The organism is Paenibacillus baekrokdamisoli (assembly GCF_003945345.1).
In the GTDB taxonomy this organism is placed as follows: Bacteria; Bacillota; Bacilli; order Paenibacillales; family Paenibacillaceae; genus Paenibacillus_Z; species Paenibacillus_Z baekrokdamisoli.
This window is the reverse complement of the sequence record NZ_AP019308.1, coordinates 6,485,286-6,500,822: the sequence shown is the minus strand read 5'-3', so window position 1 is coordinate 6,500,822 and position 15,537 is coordinate 6,485,286. Positions and strand designations below refer to the sequence as shown.

Sequence of the window (15,537 nt, the reverse complement as noted above, 5' to 3'; positions counted from 1 at the left end):
ATGTCGTATCATTTCGTTTGATTAAAAGACATCTCCATCAAGACCAGCCTTTCCATTATAACAGAGATAGTAAATATTGGAGATAAAAAGGAGGCTCACAAAGTCTATAAGACTCTGCAAACCCCCGATGCTTTCTGTTCAATATAAGTTATGAAGGATATACATTTCAATCATTCAGCTCTCATAAGAATTATTGAATAATTCCTTATTTTTTCAGGTGTTGTAATAATTGACCACCGTCTGCTACTTTCTGAAACACTGTGCCTTTTGTCGTCCATTTATCACATATTTGTTCGCCTTCAATAATAATTCCATTCTCATCGAGTCTTATCACTACAGGAAGATCATGAAGATAATACTCCGTATCCGACTTCGGCTCCAAATGTTTTCTTCCACCATCAGGGGTAACAATATATTTGCCAACTATTTCGATATGCTGATTTAATTCCACATTGAAGTATGTTCCGGATGGAAATACGACTTTAGGAGGATCTATGTATGACAAGTCCATAAAGTTAAGGAGTAAATCCACATATTCTCCCCACTTCCCTTGAGTAATTTCCACTGATAATTTTGGCAAGGGCGCTGAATCAAATAACAGTTTTGCATATTCACCATAATCCCTTAGGAACATTTTGTAACCTTCTGCTCCTGCTGGACGACCCTTATAATACGGCCGTTCCTTATCCCTATTCCAAATGCGTTCTAGAAAAGTCACACCCCTCTCCCTCACAAGATAGTTGATCGTATCATCCGTTTTTTCCCTGTATAAATAAATGAGTGATGGATGCAGCGGTGAAATAATCCTATAGATCGCTTCAATAAACGCCATGAGTTGAGTGAAAGGTACATCCGCCAAGATTAGGCTATAGATTTGATATTGAAATAGGCTGCTGTCCAAAATGACAATCTCATCTGAATAGTTTTGCTTATTTACGAAATGCTCCCACTTTTCCAAAGCTACCTTCATGTATCGATCTACGGTGAAATTCCATACATCGTACTTTTTTAATTGTTGATAGGCGTCTTCACCCAATTGATTGGAATGGTTCCATTCTACTTCAAGCAAGTCAATACCGATTGAGTTATTACGTCTCATGCTTATCGGCTCAAGAATTGAAACAGAATGCGGGTAACGAGTAATAAAATCCTTGTATTCATGCTCCTCCATACAAGCTTCATAAAAGAATAAAGTAGGGTGAGGCCTAGCAACTTCATGGACCCATTTTGCCCGATGACCATTTCTCTCCAGCTGTGATAAAAGAATGCCTGAATTCGTGGATTTCCCCGTTGATGGTAGACCCTCCATTAAAATCAATCTCGACCTAACCATTTTCGGGACCCCTCAGACTTTTTCGATTCAAATTAAAAGATATGAGATGGTCTTTACGTTCAACTTCCCGCTGGAATCCTAATTTGCTCATTAAGTTTATGGACCTTTTATTCTCTGGTTCAGCAGTTGCATCGATCATCGTGAGTCCCAGTTCTCGAAATCCGAAGTCGATTATTCCCTTCATCCCTTCATACATTAAGCCTTTGCCCCAGTAAAGCTTAGATAAATCAAATCCGACCTCTGCGATAAAGTGATCGTCGGCCCTTCTCAAACAGTGATACCCACATGTACCGATCAAATTATTCTTGTCCTTATCAAATAGCCCCCACCGGCAGCCCGAATCCTCAAGATGAAATCTAATTATTTCTTCAGCTTCTTTTATATCTTTGCATGGTTCAATATCCATAAATCTTGTAACCTCTTCATCCGAGAAATGTTTCCATACTTCTTCGGCGTCGTGTAGTGTTAAAATCCGAAGATTCAGTCTGTCTGTTTCTAATGAAGGAAACTCTATCTTTCTATTGTTCGGCACAACACCTTACCCCCTTATTGCGTCAAAGCTGGAATATAACATCTCTGAACTTCTAGAGGACCTGCCGCGAATCCAAGATTGTGATACACAGACTCTGCGATGTTTCCCTGCATCACATAGAGACGAAGAATAGGGTGATCTTGCTCTCTTAACACACTCAGAGCTCTTCGGAGCATCTTGGTTGCAATCCCTTTCCCCCTGTGAGAAGGAGCAACAGTAATATTAAATATAGCCGGCACATCATCCTGCAAGGAAACAAGGCAGCAGCCAATTAATTGAGCTGTAGTTGAATCATAGACAAGGCTCGATGCAAGCAGCAGCTTCTCATTCGATTCTTGAGTGAATTGATTAGTCCACGAGGTGTACCAATCGCGCGAAGTCTGCTTTCTTCGTACTCCGTCAATCATACCCAAGTAGCTTAAATAAGAGAGTTTACTTATTTCTTCTGAGTTGGTGAGACTGACCTGATCAGCTTCTGTACATAATTCAGGTGAGGAAATCTTAAGATCGTCATCCCATTCCATTGTAAAAGCTTCGGTTGGCCGCTGCATCCAGCGGCATCTAAATTCGCCAGGCCAAAATCCAGCTCTCGAGAAGAGGTCGATTTGATCCGGTAAGATTTCATAGGCCGTTATATCTTTCGTCCGATCCGACCACTTCAGAAGAGCTTGCTTCAGCAATTTCATGACTTTGCTTTCCTCATTAAAGGGTGGGATGAAAAACAAGCCGAATATTACGTTTGGTGCAATCACAACTCCACCAATCCTCGCAGCTCCTTTATAAATCCAAAACTTTCTTCTCCAATGGTTCATAGTCAAACCCTGATCCTTAAAAAATCCGTTATACTCCATGTTATAGTAAATCGAATAATAAATGCCCCAATCATTTGGGTCAGCTTGCTGTATAGAAATATCATCAGATAGATCAAATCGCGTTAAATCCTCGGACCAATCATTCATAATAAGTACCTCCAGTGTCTAATAAATCCCCTAGTAGTTCTTGTTCCATTTCGCCATTAATGACTTTTCAAAAAAGCTTCAAATTGAGTCATATTTTCAAAACGGTTAATGTCTACTCCTTGGCGTCTCAGGTGGTTTTCAAGAAGATGATCAAGACGCTCTACTGCCTCTTGAAGTGGCGCTAGATTATTAGGGTCAAGAAGAGCAGCTAAATTCGGCAATCCTGTTCGGTTATAACAGCTCTGATAATCCAAGCTAGGGTCCAATGAATTTGGCCAATGCCCCTTTTCGGTGTAATAAAGAAAACGAGCAGTCAAATCCTGCACACCAATAGACACGAAGAAAGCCGAGTGATAATCGTTCGTTTCACAAGCCGTTAAGATTTTATCCAAAGTCCCTTTTATCTCTTCATAAAAGCCTTTCATTCTATCGGGATAAGAGGGTCCGGTGGAATACGTTTCTTTTTGTTGCAACAATAAATCTAGCGTATCCTGTGCGAGCTGCTCACATGCTTCTCGAATTTCTTTGGACAACTGAGCATACATAATGGTTTCCAGAAGCTCCTCAAGACGAGATGGTTTTAATGGGAAACTCATGATTTGTTCTGAGTTCTTGCCCCAGCCCTTAGTAAAATAGGTGCGATTCAATAGCGCAAGACTATCAAGCACGTTCGTCAAAACTTCGTGGGCTTCATTCCGGTAAAATGTAATGTTCTCCGGATTGTCACTGCGACTCATTTTATACAAATGCACATAAGCATCGCGAAGCTTGGCCTCCGCACGCTCCATTAACTTCAATCCATGCTGGGGCATTTCGGTGATTGTATCGCGCAGCTTAAGAAAGCGTGTCTGGTCATCGTCTGAACGGACATATAATATTTTACAATCGGCGATAATCGTCGTAAATGAGTCTTCGAATGCAGCCATTCTTTCAGCTCGTTCCCAGCTAATTGGCCAAAAATCAAAGCTTATGTCGTTCAACACAAACTGGATGCTCGCATGGTAACCTTTGGATGTAGCTGGAATGAAAAAGAAATCCAAATCCGACCGCTTGGTTGCTGTTCCTTGCGCCTGCGATCCGTAGTAACCAATTAAAGCAATGTCATCCGGATAGTTGGTACGAATATGATTAACTAGCGTATGGGCGATGTCGAGTATGTTCTCCATCCTAATTCCCCCTTGTTGATCTATATGTTATATAGCGTTAATTATTAAGTATGCGGCACCACAAATATAGGTAAAGAACAACTGCTAACCGAATTTTACGCAAAAAAAGAAGCACGTCAGCATCTCAGCAAACGTACCTCTTGGGGCTATGATTTTGAATATATAATTTTTTTGATGCTCTCATGGGAGAGGAAGTAATGGATAGCCAACTGTTCAATTGTGCTTCCAGTGGCAAGCTTTTGACGGATTTCCTTGTTTCTCTCAGTCAAATATGATCGGTTACCCGATTTTTCTCCCCATTTTTTCCGAATGCCTTCTGGATTAGGGATATAAACCACTTCACCATGCACATACTTTTGTATTTCTTTCAGTAATTCTTCTGGAAAAATGTCATTGGCGCTTATATATTTCATGCTAACTTCGCTCCTTAAAATTGTTATCCAATTTAAGTGAGCAAAGCCTAATTATAAACAAATATCATCACGCAAAGGTAGAATGACAGCGTGCGGTTAATGATTCAGCTCCATACAAACAACCGCAATTGTTCATAATATAGACTTTGCATGGAGCTTGCGAACATCGAAATATATTACTCTATCCATAGTGACCCTCCTTCAAGATAATGTATGACGTGAAATTCTTGTTCCTCTAACTATATAAGTTGAACTTAAGAGACGAACAATGAGCCGCTGCACAGATGGAATGTTCTTCCGATCGCTGTTGAGCCCGGATTTCTTATTTTGTCCCCTGATAAGGGGGAAATCCGGTCTCAAAGGCGAACGCTGACGCTTCTCCAGAATCATCCATCTGCTCCGCTCACTTGTTATATCTCTAGTTTAACTTATATAGTTTCGCGAGAGCCCCAAAAGTTTCCTTCTTGTTATTGAGTGATTCTACTTTTAACGTCATAAAGAAGGGGTAAGAACTCCCATTTGGGATCATTCCAGTTTTTTTATAAAACCGGTCTTAACGCCCTTAACGAATCCACATTTCTCATAGAATTGATGGATTTCCTCTCTCTTTGAACCTGTCATTAACATGACCTTATAACAATTGTTTTCTATTGCAGATTCAACAGCTTGATGTAAAACCATTCGTGCAAATCCATTTCCTCTATAGTCTTCATGTGTGACCACGTTCTCAATTAATCCATACGGCCTTGCATTTCTTGTTAAGTTCTTAATGACAGAAAGTACGCATGACGAAACCAATTCCCCTTCATGCTCAACTACAAGAATCTTCATATATCGGTCATGAATGATCTCATTCCAAAGCTGAAAAATGATTTATCATTTGGGTGAACTCCATACTTCAATGAAGTTTCCATCCGGATCGTAGAACGAAAAGGACTTTCCTTGATAGTCAAAGATTTCCCCGACTTTTAGACCTTTATTAACAAAATATTGATACGCTGATTCCGCATCATCAACCATGAAACCATATGATGATTGAAGTGCTCCATCTGGATAAATGAAATGAGAATGAAGGCTATGCTCATTTTGTTGAAATAGGATTCTAATTCCTGATTCGTTCCCTAATTCCATGTAAAATGGATCTTCTTTTACAATTTGAAATCCCAAATGTTCACCATACCATTCCGCCGACCGTGCAAAATCGCTTACTGGAATAGTGAGATAACTACTTTTAATTGTATTGCCATTCTAATTGCCCCTTCCTCATTTTTGCTTTTGTAATGCAGTGACAATCTCATTCGCTAGATCATCAATATCTTTTGTACCATCTACAACCAGATTACAATCTTTCTTTACGTTCTCATTCACTAATGCATAGGTATGCCTGCTCACTGAAAGATATTGATCAACATATTCAACAATACTGTTTAATAATACAGATACTTCAACATCCTCTGGAACAGTTTGCGCTGCCCTTTTCACAGTCCGCGCAAAAGCAATCTCCAGTGGAATATCTATGCAAACCACATAGTCGATAAGTCCAGACATTGCAGTTCGTCCCCTGCCGAAAGGCTCTTCGACAATAACTAAACCATTAATATCTTGCTGCTGAGTACGTATGGCTCGCAAGTCTTCAACCAGTTTGGGGGTTATAAAATCATCTGGATTACAGCCGTCACTTACCCATTTTGACAAATCTGCGGGGAACGTTGTAGTTTCTTTATAATCATCAAAATGGAGTGAACATGCATTTGGAAGACGTTGAATAACTGCATGGACTAGACTGCTTTTACCTGAACCTGATGGTCCACTAATCGAAACAACGGTAATACTCATAGCTCGTACCTACTTTCATATTATCGACCGATTTACAAACTAGTTCAGAAAATTATTGCTATTAAGTTTTGTGTCGCAGAAGAATTCCCAGTCTTGGTATTTACAATGATTTACACTATTATAAATAAAGTTAAGTTATAGTTCAATCAGCTATACATGCCAACATCGGAGTTGAAACGAATGAAACGCATTATAATCCCCCTCGCTTTAGCACTAGTTCTCTTGTCATTGGGCGCCTGTACGAATCATGACCAGGCATCGAACAGTTCTCATCCTGCCACGGCAGCCAATTTGACCACTACCATCAATGTTCCCTCTGCACAGACAGATACCAAACAAGAAGAAGATACCGGTTTGCCCACAGGCGCCGTACATACGGACTCCATCGCATTATACGGACAAGTATACGAAATTAATTACTGGAACGAGGGTGAATTCGATTACACGCGATTTGTAATCAAAAAGAATAAACGGGTCCTATTTGACAGCTTAAAAGCCGGTGTTACCATGGAAGGCGGAATGAAAGCAGCGGAGGAAGAGAACATTTGGTCGCAAGGTGTAGAGCAGAACAATCGGCCAGCTTTCCTATTTACACTAGCAGATAACCGACCTAATTCTGCAAGCATCATTGTGGAAGAGTTGGATGGAAGTATGCAGGTGACCATGCACGATAATATCGAAGCATGGTTTGAGGATGTTGACGGTAGCGGCAGTATGGAGCTCGTGGGCTTTCCTTCTTATGGTGAAGTGCCGCTCTCACCTGCTTTGGTAGCGATCTACCAGTGGAAGGACAATCAATATAAACCAAGCCCAGCCTTAACTCATCACTATTGGGAAGCTCGGCTTAAGCAGCGTGAAAGGGCATTCCAAGACGATCCAAGTGAAATGACGCTAGATTCCTTGTTATCCGCCTATTTGCTGCTAAACAAATTGGGTGATGCCAAGAAACAGTTTCCCACATTTTCTAAATGGGCTGCCCAAAGCAAGGTTGACGATGGATTTGTGGCGGAGTATGAGCAATTTCTGAGCGACGAGACTACTACTCATGAACGTGATTATGTGAACTGGATGTCTCAAGTCGAACCACTACAAAAATAGAAGACGAGATGCAGGTCCTTCAAATCTATCGTTTTCAATTCATGAATTCAAGCTAAAATAAGAGGCTGTCCCAAAGTCATTAACATGACCTAGGTACACCCTCTTATTTTACATAAAACGGAAAAAAATACTGGTACTTCATGTACCGTCTGTTCAGACTTACCTTGATGTCTAACTCCTAGTAAATTATAGAAGTACCTTAGACACTAGAAAGAATAGCCGAAAAATAGCTCAGCATTGCTCAAGCTAGTCCATATGTCAGGGCTTTCACTGCCCACATACCAAAAGGCCGTGCCCGCAATATGATTATTTGCAGCCAATTTATATTTCGCGGTTAATGAACGGCCGTCTTCTATCCAAATGCTATGCTTTACGCGGTTTTTCGTATAACTAGTCGTATACTGTCCACCGCTGGAATCCCATACCAGCTTAGACGAGTATGTATTTATAAGCTGGTTTTGCTCGATGAGTGTAATGAAATCGGCAGACGAAACGCCTCCACTCTCATTCAAGGTCCAGTCCAGATTGTAGTAAGGCATTGCCAAAATGACCTTTTCATTCGATACAGCTTTAAGCAGCTTGTTTATTGCACTCTCCACAAAAGGCAAGGATGCAACTGAGCCCGCTACTGTGCCTCCGCTCCAATGTTCGTCGTAGCCCATCATCACGATGTAATCGGCATGTTTGCCCAATTCGGCATAATCGAACGCCTCTGTCCAATCCCACTCCAGATCCGGAGAGACGTTGACAGCTAGAACGGCGTCAATAGCGTGAAGCTTCTCACTCAAATCCGTAATAAACGTCGTCATCACAGCGCGATCTTCAGGAGCTACATTTTCAAAATCGATATTAAGTCCGTCTAATCCATATCTTTTGACAATCGCCGTCAAATTATTAATCACTTGGTTTCTGGAAGTGGAGTCCGACAAAACTTGATGCGTAACTTCTTGATTGCTCCGATTGCCAACCATTGCCCAAACTTTTTTCTTGTTCTTCTTAGCCCAAGTAATGAGTGACGAATCCGTATTGTCTGTTATAGCGCCTGAGTTTCCCATGAAATACCACCGTGGAGACAATGTATTCACATTCGATTGCAGGACGCTTTGTTCATATTCCGACGTTGTTTGGTCGTACTGCCACCCCAGCTGAACGGTGTCTTGTGCCTTGGATTTGAGCTCAGCCGACCAGCTGTTATTTTGCAAAACTCGATCAATCATAACAGCGGTTTCCTGCCTGGTTATCGAATCGTTCGGACGAAACTTGCCGGTATTGTCGCCTTTCATCAAACCTAGCTTCTGCATCGTGCCAATGGGTGCCTTCGCCCAAGCTGCAATGAGGCTAGAATCCTTAAAACCCTTAGAGACACTCGTTACAGCCTCAGGTTGTTTTAATGCGCGGGCTAACAGAGCAGCTGCCTCCTGCCTTGTTACCGACTTCGCCGGAGCAAATGTACTTGCGCTTGTACCTTCTGCCAAACCAAGCTGCACCGCCGCTTGAATCCATCCGTAATACCAGGCACTCTTGGAGACATCCGTAAATGGAGAAACGGGACTGCTCACCGGATGGAGCCTGAGCATCCTATCCAACACCGTTACGAATTCGGCACGGGTAATCGATTGGGTCGGAGAAAAGGTTGATGCTGACGTACCAGTTATAATATTTTTCTCATATAAATCTATGATTTCACTTTTTGCGAAGCTGCTGGATATATCGTTGTAAGGCATTGCACTTTGAGCCGAAGCATGCTGCAGTAAATAACTCGCCAAATAAAGACCGACGACTGCTAACAATGCTATCCTACCTATTTTGCGTTTCACGAAGATTCTCCTTCTATCAGAAGAGACTGAATTCTCCGTATCTTAACAAATATAGTTCAATTACACACGATTCAAATATTGGTAGTTCACTTTCAACCTCAGAACTACTAAGGATTAAGCTAGTTCTAAGCTGGTCCTAAGCTGCATTTAATATTGCTAATCTATTATGAATCTATGAGGGAGTGATGGATATGAGCTCTTCTACTATTAATGAATACCTGGACGAATATAATGATTACATGAGACTATACGAGATTTTTGGAGATCATGAATATCTTGAGGAAGCAATAGAAGTACTGAACAGTTTAAAGGTGAGGGCCCTTAGAGCTGAACAGCATAATCGCATTGTGTGGAAGGTTATGAGTCGTAGGATTCATGCGTATTGAGAAGCTATACAGCAATGGAATGCTATAAGTAAGAACGCGAAGAGCCACCTTCACTGGGAAGACGGCTCTTTTCCTCAACCGATGATTCTTGGAGAGATTGAATAAACGCATGTGGTAATATTTATAAGGTTTGTTGTACATAATATTTCTAAGGAGTATGAGCAATTTCTGAGACAAGCTGTGGCATGAGAATAACACCTACTTGGGTCGGCAGCTTGCTTTCCATCACTGTCGAAATTTCTGAACTGGGAAGCATCTTAATTGGTTCATTAAGCTTCGAAAAAATATATAGAGTATAATAATACATGAAATAACAAGTCCTTGAGATACAGCAATTAATATGTCGTTTTTCCAATACGTTTTTGTGTAAAAACTGAACAATCTAAATATAAGAAAAGCAAAAATTGATATAAGAAGCCAATTTATTAACAAATAATCACTCCTTATTTAAGGTTTTCACTTCATCCCAAGCTGCTTTAAACTCAGCTACATTCGTGTATCTTAACTCCCTATCTGGATTCACAGCCCTTAATGCAACCTCATAAAGTCCTTTCCCTGCTTCCCACTTCGTAAAGGAACGATCAAGCTCCCCACCGATCAGAGCGAATGCTACCGCTCCCATGGTAAATACATTCGTTCGTTCATCAATCTGAGCATCCATAACAAACTCTTCTGGTGACATAAATCGTGAAGACCCCCAGAGTCTGCCCATCGTATTGATAAATGGTTTCCTTTGGTAAAGATCAATGTCACAGATTTTTGTTTCGTTGCTTTTGAAATCACAGATTAGACTCCCGTCATAGAAATCAACGGCGACCCAGCCTCTATTCTCCACATCTACATGGAACGAATAAATATTTGCCAATGAGACTATTCTTTGCTCTACTGTTAATTGTCTAAAGCGGTAATAAGGGGATGCGGGATTATTATATTTGGCTGGAGGCGGATAAGACCAATGTGCATGAAGAGACTCCCCTTCGAACCATTTGAAAACAGCGGCATATCCAGATCCGATTTCGAAATGATCAATCAACTCGATCAGGCATGGATGGCTTAATTCATCGTAAAGATGAACCGCATCTCTTAAACTTTGAATGGCGTTATGTTTGTCACCTGCAAAATGAAGAGGTTTTGCGCCTGCATATTTAATGAATCGCCTATCACCGTCTTTCTCGACACCGAAGCTAATGTTTCCGGAATCTTGTTGGTCGAAAACACAGAACACATGACCTAGCATCTGCAGCCAACTAAAATCATGCTCTTCCTGGACCTGAAACACGACATCCTCTAATTGAATGGTAAAGAGCTTTTCTATCATTGGTCTCCTCCTCTTATTATTACTTCCAAAATTCGTTTCATGGTCAACCCTCTAAAAATAAGCATTAAACTGAATGAAAAAGAAAAGCAGCGGCGAGTTAGAACTCTAAAAATAAAGTCTTAGACTACCACTGCTTTTTATAAAGCTATCATTATCCGTTTAACCATAGCAAACTAAAAGGTTTTCCTTTTTTCATTTCTTATTGTATGGAAGCGATTGATGAAGTGTTAATATCTTCACCATTAAGGATAATTTTTTTTAAGGATGACTCTTTTACCTTTATATAAAATAATTTTTCACTTTTTTGATCTGATGGTCTTGGTCTAACATTTATGTTTATCGAGCTACTGGAGTTTGAATCTATTGAAACAGCGTTAATAGAGAATTTTTTAGTAACAGGAATTGAATAATTAATATACAGATAGTATATATCCCCCTCATTATTAGTAATGTTCTTTCCAAGATAGATCCCATTCATTTTTCTATTTTTTTCGATCCATTTCTGAATGTTTCCATCTGCAGATTTTAAGTCTAAATACGTAATTGAAATGTTTTGAGAGTTCGAGCAACCTGTTACAAATATCAAGATTAAAAAAAGCAGAATTTTAAATTTTCTCAAAGTGAATACTCCAATTTGGTTAGTATGGATTCAATAATTTATTAATTTGAAATAGTAAATTTAAAATCGATTGAAACAGAAATTACTTCAATCTGAACTGGATCTCGAACGTCTACTCTCTGGGAAGTTTGCTACGAATGACCTCGTTCTTTATCTTGGCTTATTTGCTTACAATATGCTTCGTCGACTGCATCTGATTGGAAGAGCATCCAGAACGAAAAGGACACGGAGACGTAGATCGTCACAGATTCAGGGTAGAGTGAATCAATGACTTTGTTTGGGTTTAAATGGAGCATAAACATCTGCTGTAAAATCATTTGAAAAAACATCGAATCCGTCATCTTGCTGCTCAACCATATAACCGTGGTCGTAGTCGCCATTTTCAAGAATCCATGAGTGCAGGATGGAATATGTCTCGCCAAACTTAGTAGCTGAGCCCTTGTGCTTATAGGTTGCATACATCTGTTCAGGAATTTTTTGAACAACCATATCCTTTGGAATATCCCCTAGTTCTGATACTTCAGCAGTAACAAACCATGTCGGAATTTCATCAGACTCCGTCGGTTCAAACATAATAAGTCCTTTACCAGTGCGGTTAGGGATTTCATTTAACCGTTTTTTTAATTGCTCAATTGCATTTGGAATTTCAATTGGATTTTTGTTACTAGGGCAGGTGTGCCTTGTACCTACTGCTAAAAATTCCTTTACAACAACATTGATGGACATTTTTTTAACCATCTCTCATTTTGGATTTGTGCGATTGCTCAAAGAACGTCTGCCCATTTGCTGACGGTGGATAGGTGATCTTTTAGGATTGGTACTAGGAAAAGATAGTACTTATCCATCCAGAATTAAGGTGTTATTTTCTAATTAATACAAATTGAGTAGAAAAGGAGTCTTTGCTTGAAAATAGAGACAAAAAAACTTATATTTGCCGGGGTTATTAATATTGTAACGACTATGATCTTAAATTTTGCCTTTTACACTTATCTTGGTGATTATTATTGGATTCCATGGTCGGGAGATGAAGGGCTTCGCTATCTATGGGTATACGGTGGAACAAGTACTCTCTTTTTCGGCTTATCGTTTGTTTCATTTATGATGTATCAATATAGAGAGGTAAGTAATATTACGTACTTTTTAAATGTACCCTTACCACTATACAATCTATTGGGTACTTTTGCTCCCATTTATGATGGTCGTTTAATCAGGACTCAATTAGGTTGGATTTTCTGCCCAATTTTATATGCGATTATTATATCGGCTTTTCTTTCAGCTCTGCTTTCGTATTTTTTTAGTCCTGGTAGTCGAGTGGATGCTTGTTTGTCAAAATCTTTTCACTTATTATGCCGATTCAGAAAGGTTGCCTAAACGAGGGAATAGTTATTGCTGGAAAAGTTCAACTAACTTAGGAACGATAGTGGAGGAGCTTGCCGTATGAAGGCTCCTTTTTCTTAGTTCAAGTAACGGGCAGGGTACCGAATAAAATGTAATAAGATCGGCGTAATCGACATCCTGAATCGATGTGCCGTGCTGGATGGCTAGCGCCGCTGCGGTAGCCGCCAATTGTCCCAGGGTCATGAACACTAGCTCCATCCGGATCGAGCCGAACGCGATATGGCAGGAGGAGAGGCGGACGGGCACCAGCAGGTTGAGGCATTCTTCGCACTTGGGAATGATGGATCAGTACGAAATTGGGGAGGGGCCGGAAGGACGAACCTCAACGTTGCCTTCATTGATGCAACGGCCATCAATGACGATGCGCCGGCAGTTGTGAGAGTCCATCTGATAAGCGGCGAGCCCAGCGGGATCGGACACTTTGAGGTAGGTAGCCACGGCAGTCGTCTTCAGTCATCACTAGGTCCGAAATCATTCTCCGCGCTTTGCGGATGTAAGCTGTGGAGACCAGCCTCCGAAATCCGTATATTCGTCAGCCGGCAACCCCCATTGCCGCGCCTCATTACGTATGACCTCGGGTATGCGCTTATCATTGCAAAGGAAATAGAGTAAATCCAGATTATAAGTCAAGTGGTCTTGGAAATTGCGGAAGAGAGCGTGACGACGGAGCCCTCGGTCGGGCTCGTCGCCGATAAGGGCCATTGAGCCAGCGTTCATTCGTTGCTGGTGATATTCTTTACTAGTAAAATTTTATCCCGTTTCGGATCAAAAAGCCTGATTTTTAATCCAATGCAGATGAAAGCAAGCATCAGAAACAATACACCGCTCCATATAATCTGATGCGTTCCCATCTGGGATAGAAACCACCCCCCCGAGGTGGTACCTAATGAGACACCTAGATTTCCAAAAGATACAAACAAGCTATTTGCAAACTCAGGCGCTTCTGAGGCCTCAGAGGTTAGCCAAGTCTGGCTTATTATGAGACCGCTTGTGAAAACAACTCCCCATGCAATGATAATAACAATCATCGGAATCGTGTAGGTTCCCGCATAAAATATCAATAAATAGATCATTCCCAATACCAAAGGATAAAAAATGGTAGTTTTAACGATGCTTTTACTTAATAGTTTACCAGCTTGTATATTGCCGTAAACACCACTCGCTCCAAATAGAATTAACATGACACTTATCGTTGTACCCTTCATGTTTGTCACTTTCCCTAGATATTCTGCAAAATAGCTGTATACGGCGAATAAAGCTGCCATAATCAAACATGCAGTTGCAATATTAAGCCATAATTGGGGTTTTACCAAAACTTTCAATTGTTTCCCATAGGACATTTTTTCTTTTACTGGCATGGAGGGGATCCAGCTTAAAATACTCATACATGTAATAGCATTGATAACCGCTGAGAATAAAAATGATGATTCAAGAGAAAATTGATTTCCAATAAATGAAGTGATCGGAATTCCTAAGACCATTCCTACAGTCACGCCAGTAAATACTTTGGCCACTGCTTTGGTACTTTGATCTTTTGGGACAGAACTCGCAGCCGCCGTAAAAGCGACCGAAAAATAAACGGGATGAAGAAAAGCAGGTAGAATTCGAAAAAGTAATAGAACCGTGTAGTTGGGGGCGAATGCTGAGCCAAGATTAGATATTGCAAAAATAGCAAGTACTCCAGCCAAGATATTTTTGCGATTTACCCCTGAAAATAATAAAGTCATAAATGGACCGAAAATGGCAATGACGAGAGCGAACAGACTTACAAGTAATCCTGCTTGCGAAACACTGATTCGGAAGTGCTGAGTAATCTGTGGTAAAGTACCCACAACGCCAAGTTCGGTATTAATTATTCCAAATATGCCGATGGCGATGATAGAGGAAATATATGACTTTTTCATAGAATTAAAATTCTCCTTAGTTTCAATGAATAAACAACAAAATACATGTAAGGGATAAAATGTATTTCATGAATTGGCGACCAAACAATACCCAATGGTTGATGGATATTATGGTCAGACTCATTCTGTTATGTTAAGCATGTAATTTTTCTCCATTACCTTATACGTCACGATCTTATCTGCAAGCAAATTCAAATTTTGGTTAAGCTCAATCATATGTTGTTGAACTTCTTTGTAGTGCTCCTCGAGAAGAATTCTCCTTTCAGTTAAAGTTGAATCGCCTCGCCACCTTAGCTCGGCGATTTCGAGCATTTTGTTGATTGGCATTCCTGTGGCTTTCAGTCGATTCAAAAACTCAATCCAGATGATGTCTTCTTTTGAATAACAGCGGTAACCATTTTTATTGCGATGGATTGAGCTAAGAAGACCAATATTTTCGTAATAACGCAACGTGTGAACACTAAGACCCGTAACGTCAGCAACCTGTCGAATTGTTAATAACTTTTCCATAACAACAGTATATACTTTCGAGTTCACTCTAAAGCAAGCACTTTTATTTTTATGTATCCTAACGTAAACGATCCGCGAGTAAAATTATCGCGGAAAATGAAACGGGGCGTATCATCGGTGCTCAAATTGTGGGTGCGGAAGCATCAAATTTAATTGCTGAGATAGGATTTGCCATTGTAACGAATTTGCTTTTTGTCCATCTGTTGACTCAATAAGCAGGGTACGCGTATCCGTATAATGTAGGCGTT

The 15,537-nt window shown here is 40.4% G+C and carries 18 protein-coding genes and 1 pseudogene; 3 read left to right on the top strand and 16 right to left on the bottom strand.

The features are described from left to right. Nucleotides 1-205 precede the first annotated feature (205 nt). The 8 genes from EKN16_RS28610 to EKN16_RS28575 all read right to left on the bottom strand — a co-directional run bounded on the left by EKN16_RS28610 (nt 206) and on the right by EKN16_RS28575 (nt 6,239). Nucleotides 206-1,333 (bottom strand): P-loop NTPase family protein, encoded by a 1,128-nt coding sequence (locus tag EKN16_RS28610; RefSeq protein ID WP_125664599.1) that lies wholly within the window; start codon nt 1,331-1,333, stop codon nt 206-208. Further along, a complete protein-coding gene (locus tag EKN16_RS28605) occupies nt 1,326-1,865 on the bottom strand; it encodes a GNAT family N-acetyltransferase (protein WP_125664597.1) in 540 nt (179 codons plus the stop codon). Before EKN16_RS28605 ends, EKN16_RS28610 begins: the two co-directional genes overlap by 8 nt. 14 nt (nt 1,866-1,879) lie before the next feature. After that, nucleotides 1,880-2,824, bottom strand: a complete 945-nt coding sequence (locus EKN16_RS28600) for a GNAT family N-acetyltransferase (RefSeq protein WP_125664595.1) — start codon at nt 2,822-2,824, stop codon at nt 1,880-1,882. Between the two features lie 56 nt (nt 2,825-2,880). After that, nucleotides 2,881-3,990: a nucleotidyltransferase domain-containing protein gene (locus EKN16_RS28595; protein WP_125664593.1), complete on the bottom strand. Its 1,110-nt coding sequence runs from the start codon at nt 3,988-3,990 to the stop codon at nt 2,881-2,883. A gap of 146 nt (nt 3,991-4,136) precedes the next feature. Beyond that, nucleotides 4,137-4,403 carry a CD3324 family protein gene (locus EKN16_RS28590; protein ID WP_125664591.1) on the bottom strand — a complete coding sequence of 89 codons (267 nt, stop codon included), beginning with the start codon at nt 4,401-4,403 and terminating at the stop codon, nt 4,137-4,139. Between the two features lie 525 nt (nt 4,404-4,928). Further along, nucleotides 4,929-5,249, bottom strand: a complete 321-nt coding sequence (locus tag EKN16_RS28585; RefSeq protein WP_269462735.1) for a GNAT family N-acetyltransferase — start codon at nt 5,247-5,249, stop codon at nt 4,929-4,931. Nucleotides 5,250-5,279: 30 nt separating this feature from the next. Then, nucleotides 5,280-5,618 (bottom strand): VOC family protein, encoded by a 339-nt coding sequence (locus tag EKN16_RS28580; RefSeq protein WP_269462734.1) that lies wholly within the window; start codon nt 5,616-5,618, stop codon nt 5,280-5,282. Between the two features lie 48 nt (nt 5,619-5,666). Next, nucleotides 5,667-6,239: a nucleoside/nucleotide kinase family protein gene (locus EKN16_RS28575; protein WP_125664586.1), complete on the bottom strand. Its 573-nt coding sequence runs from the start codon at nt 6,237-6,239 to the stop codon at nt 5,667-5,669. Nucleotides 6,240-6,419: 180 nt separating this feature from the next. Here EKN16_RS28575 and EKN16_RS28570 point away from each other — a divergent pair, with 180 nt between their 5' ends. Then, entirely contained in the window at nt 6,420-7,337 is a 918-nt protein-coding gene (locus EKN16_RS28570) for a hypothetical protein (RefSeq protein WP_125664584.1), read from the top strand. A 206-nt stretch (nt 7,338-7,543) separates the two neighbouring features. Here EKN16_RS28570 and EKN16_RS28565 read toward each other — a convergent pair whose 3' ends face one another. The 4 genes from EKN16_RS28565 to EKN16_RS28550 all read right to left on the bottom strand — a co-directional run bounded on the left by EKN16_RS28565 (nt 7,544) and on the right by EKN16_RS28550 (nt 12,203). Next, nucleotides 7,544-9,154, bottom strand: a complete 1,611-nt coding sequence (locus tag EKN16_RS28565) for an S-layer homology domain-containing protein (RefSeq protein ID WP_232016062.1) — start codon at nt 9,152-9,154, stop codon at nt 7,544-7,546. Nucleotides 9,155-9,976: 822 nt separating this feature from the next. Next, nucleotides 9,977-10,858 (bottom strand): serine/threonine-protein kinase, encoded by an 882-nt coding sequence (locus EKN16_RS28560; RefSeq protein ID WP_125664580.1) that lies wholly within the window; start codon nt 10,856-10,858, stop codon nt 9,977-9,979. A 199-nt stretch (nt 10,859-11,057) separates the two neighbouring features. Then, entirely contained in the window at nt 11,058-11,477 is a 420-nt protein-coding gene (locus EKN16_RS28555; protein WP_125664578.1) for a hypothetical protein, read from the bottom strand. 264 nt (nt 11,478-11,741) lie between these two features. Beyond that, nucleotides 11,742-12,203 (bottom strand): GyrI-like domain-containing protein, encoded by a 462-nt coding sequence (locus EKN16_RS28550; protein ID WP_164523033.1) that lies wholly within the window; start codon nt 12,201-12,203, stop codon nt 11,742-11,744. Nucleotides 12,204-12,380: 177 nt separating this feature from the next. Between EKN16_RS28550 and EKN16_RS28545 the strand changes: the two genes are divergently transcribed. Further along, the gene (locus tag EKN16_RS28545) at nt 12,381-12,848 is read left to right on the top strand and encodes a hypothetical protein (protein WP_125664574.1); all 468 of its coding nucleotides are present in this window, start codon (nt 12,381-12,383) and stop codon (nt 12,846-12,848) included. Between the two features lie 12 nt (nt 12,849-12,860). Here EKN16_RS28545 and EKN16_RS32730 read toward each other — a convergent pair whose 3' ends face one another. The 4 genes from EKN16_RS32730 to EKN16_RS28530 form a co-directional block, all read right to left on the bottom strand. Then, nucleotides 12,861-13,154 (bottom strand): FAD-dependent oxidoreductase, encoded by a 294-nt coding sequence (locus EKN16_RS32730; RefSeq protein WP_269462733.1) that lies wholly within the window; start codon nt 13,152-13,154, stop codon nt 12,861-12,863. Nucleotides 13,155-13,346: 192 nt separating this feature from the next. After that, nucleotides 13,347-13,592 carry a hypothetical protein gene (locus tag EKN16_RS32725; protein ID WP_197719113.1) on the bottom strand — a complete coding sequence of 82 codons (246 nt, stop codon included), beginning with the start codon at nt 13,590-13,592 and terminating at the stop codon, nt 13,347-13,349. Further along, nucleotides 13,589-14,779 (bottom strand): MFS transporter, encoded by a 1,191-nt coding sequence (locus EKN16_RS28535; RefSeq protein WP_125664572.1) that lies wholly within the window; start codon nt 14,777-14,779, stop codon nt 13,589-13,591. The genes EKN16_RS32725 and EKN16_RS28535 overlap by 4 nt, the downstream gene beginning before the upstream one ends. Nucleotides 14,780-14,899: 120 nt before the next feature. Further along, nucleotides 14,900-15,289, bottom strand: coding sequence for a MerR family transcriptional regulator (locus tag EKN16_RS28530; protein WP_125664570.1), 390 nt, complete (start codon nt 15,287-15,289; stop codon nt 14,900-14,902). 80 nt (nt 15,290-15,369) lie between these two features. On the opposite strand from EKN16_RS28530, the pseudogene EKN16_RS28525 reads away from it, so the two are divergent. Beyond that, nucleotides 15,370-15,465: pseudogene (locus tag EKN16_RS28525) on the top strand (hypothetical protein); the annotation flags it as partial. Nucleotides 15,466-15,537: the final 72 nt, after the last annotated feature.

Coding starts and splice junctions, on each gene's coding strand:
- EKN16_RS28610 (WP_125664599.1), bottom strand. CDS start 1,333: ATGGTTAGGTCGAGATTGATTTTAATGGAGGGTCTACCATCAACGGGG.
- EKN16_RS28600 (WP_125664595.1), bottom strand. CDS start 2,824: ATGAATGATTGGTCCGAGGATTTAACGCGATTTGATCTATCTGATGAT.
- EKN16_RS28595 (WP_125664593.1), bottom strand. CDS start 3,990: ATGGAGAACATACTCGACATCGCCCATACGCTAGTTAATCATATTCGT.
- EKN16_RS28590 (WP_125664591.1), bottom strand. CDS start 4,403: ATGAAATATATAAGCGCCAATGACATTTTTCCAGAAGAATTACTGAAA.
- EKN16_RS28575 (WP_125664586.1), bottom strand. CDS start 6,239: ATGAGTATTACCGTTGTTTCGATTAGTGGACCATCAGGTTCAGGTAAA.
- EKN16_RS28570 (WP_125664584.1), top strand. CDS start 6,420: ATGAAACGCATTATAATCCCCCTCGCTTTAGCACTAGTTCTCTTGTCA.
- EKN16_RS28560 (WP_125664580.1), bottom strand. CDS start 10,858: ATGATAGAAAAGCTCTTTACCATTCAATTAGAGGATGTCGTGTTTCAG.
- EKN16_RS28550 (WP_164523033.1), bottom strand. CDS start 12,203: ATGTCCATCAATGTTGTTGTAAAGGAATTTTTAGCAGTAGGTACAAGG.
- EKN16_RS32725 (WP_197719113.1), bottom strand. CDS start 13,592: ATGAACGCTGGCTCAATGGCCCTTATCGGCGACGAGCCCGACCGAGGG.
- EKN16_RS28535 (WP_125664572.1), bottom strand. CDS start 14,779: ATGAAAAAGTCATATATTTCCTCTATCATCGCCATCGGCATATTTGGA.
- EKN16_RS28530 (WP_125664570.1), bottom strand. CDS start 15,289: ATGGAAAAGTTATTAACAATTCGACAGGTTGCTGACGTTACGGGTCTT.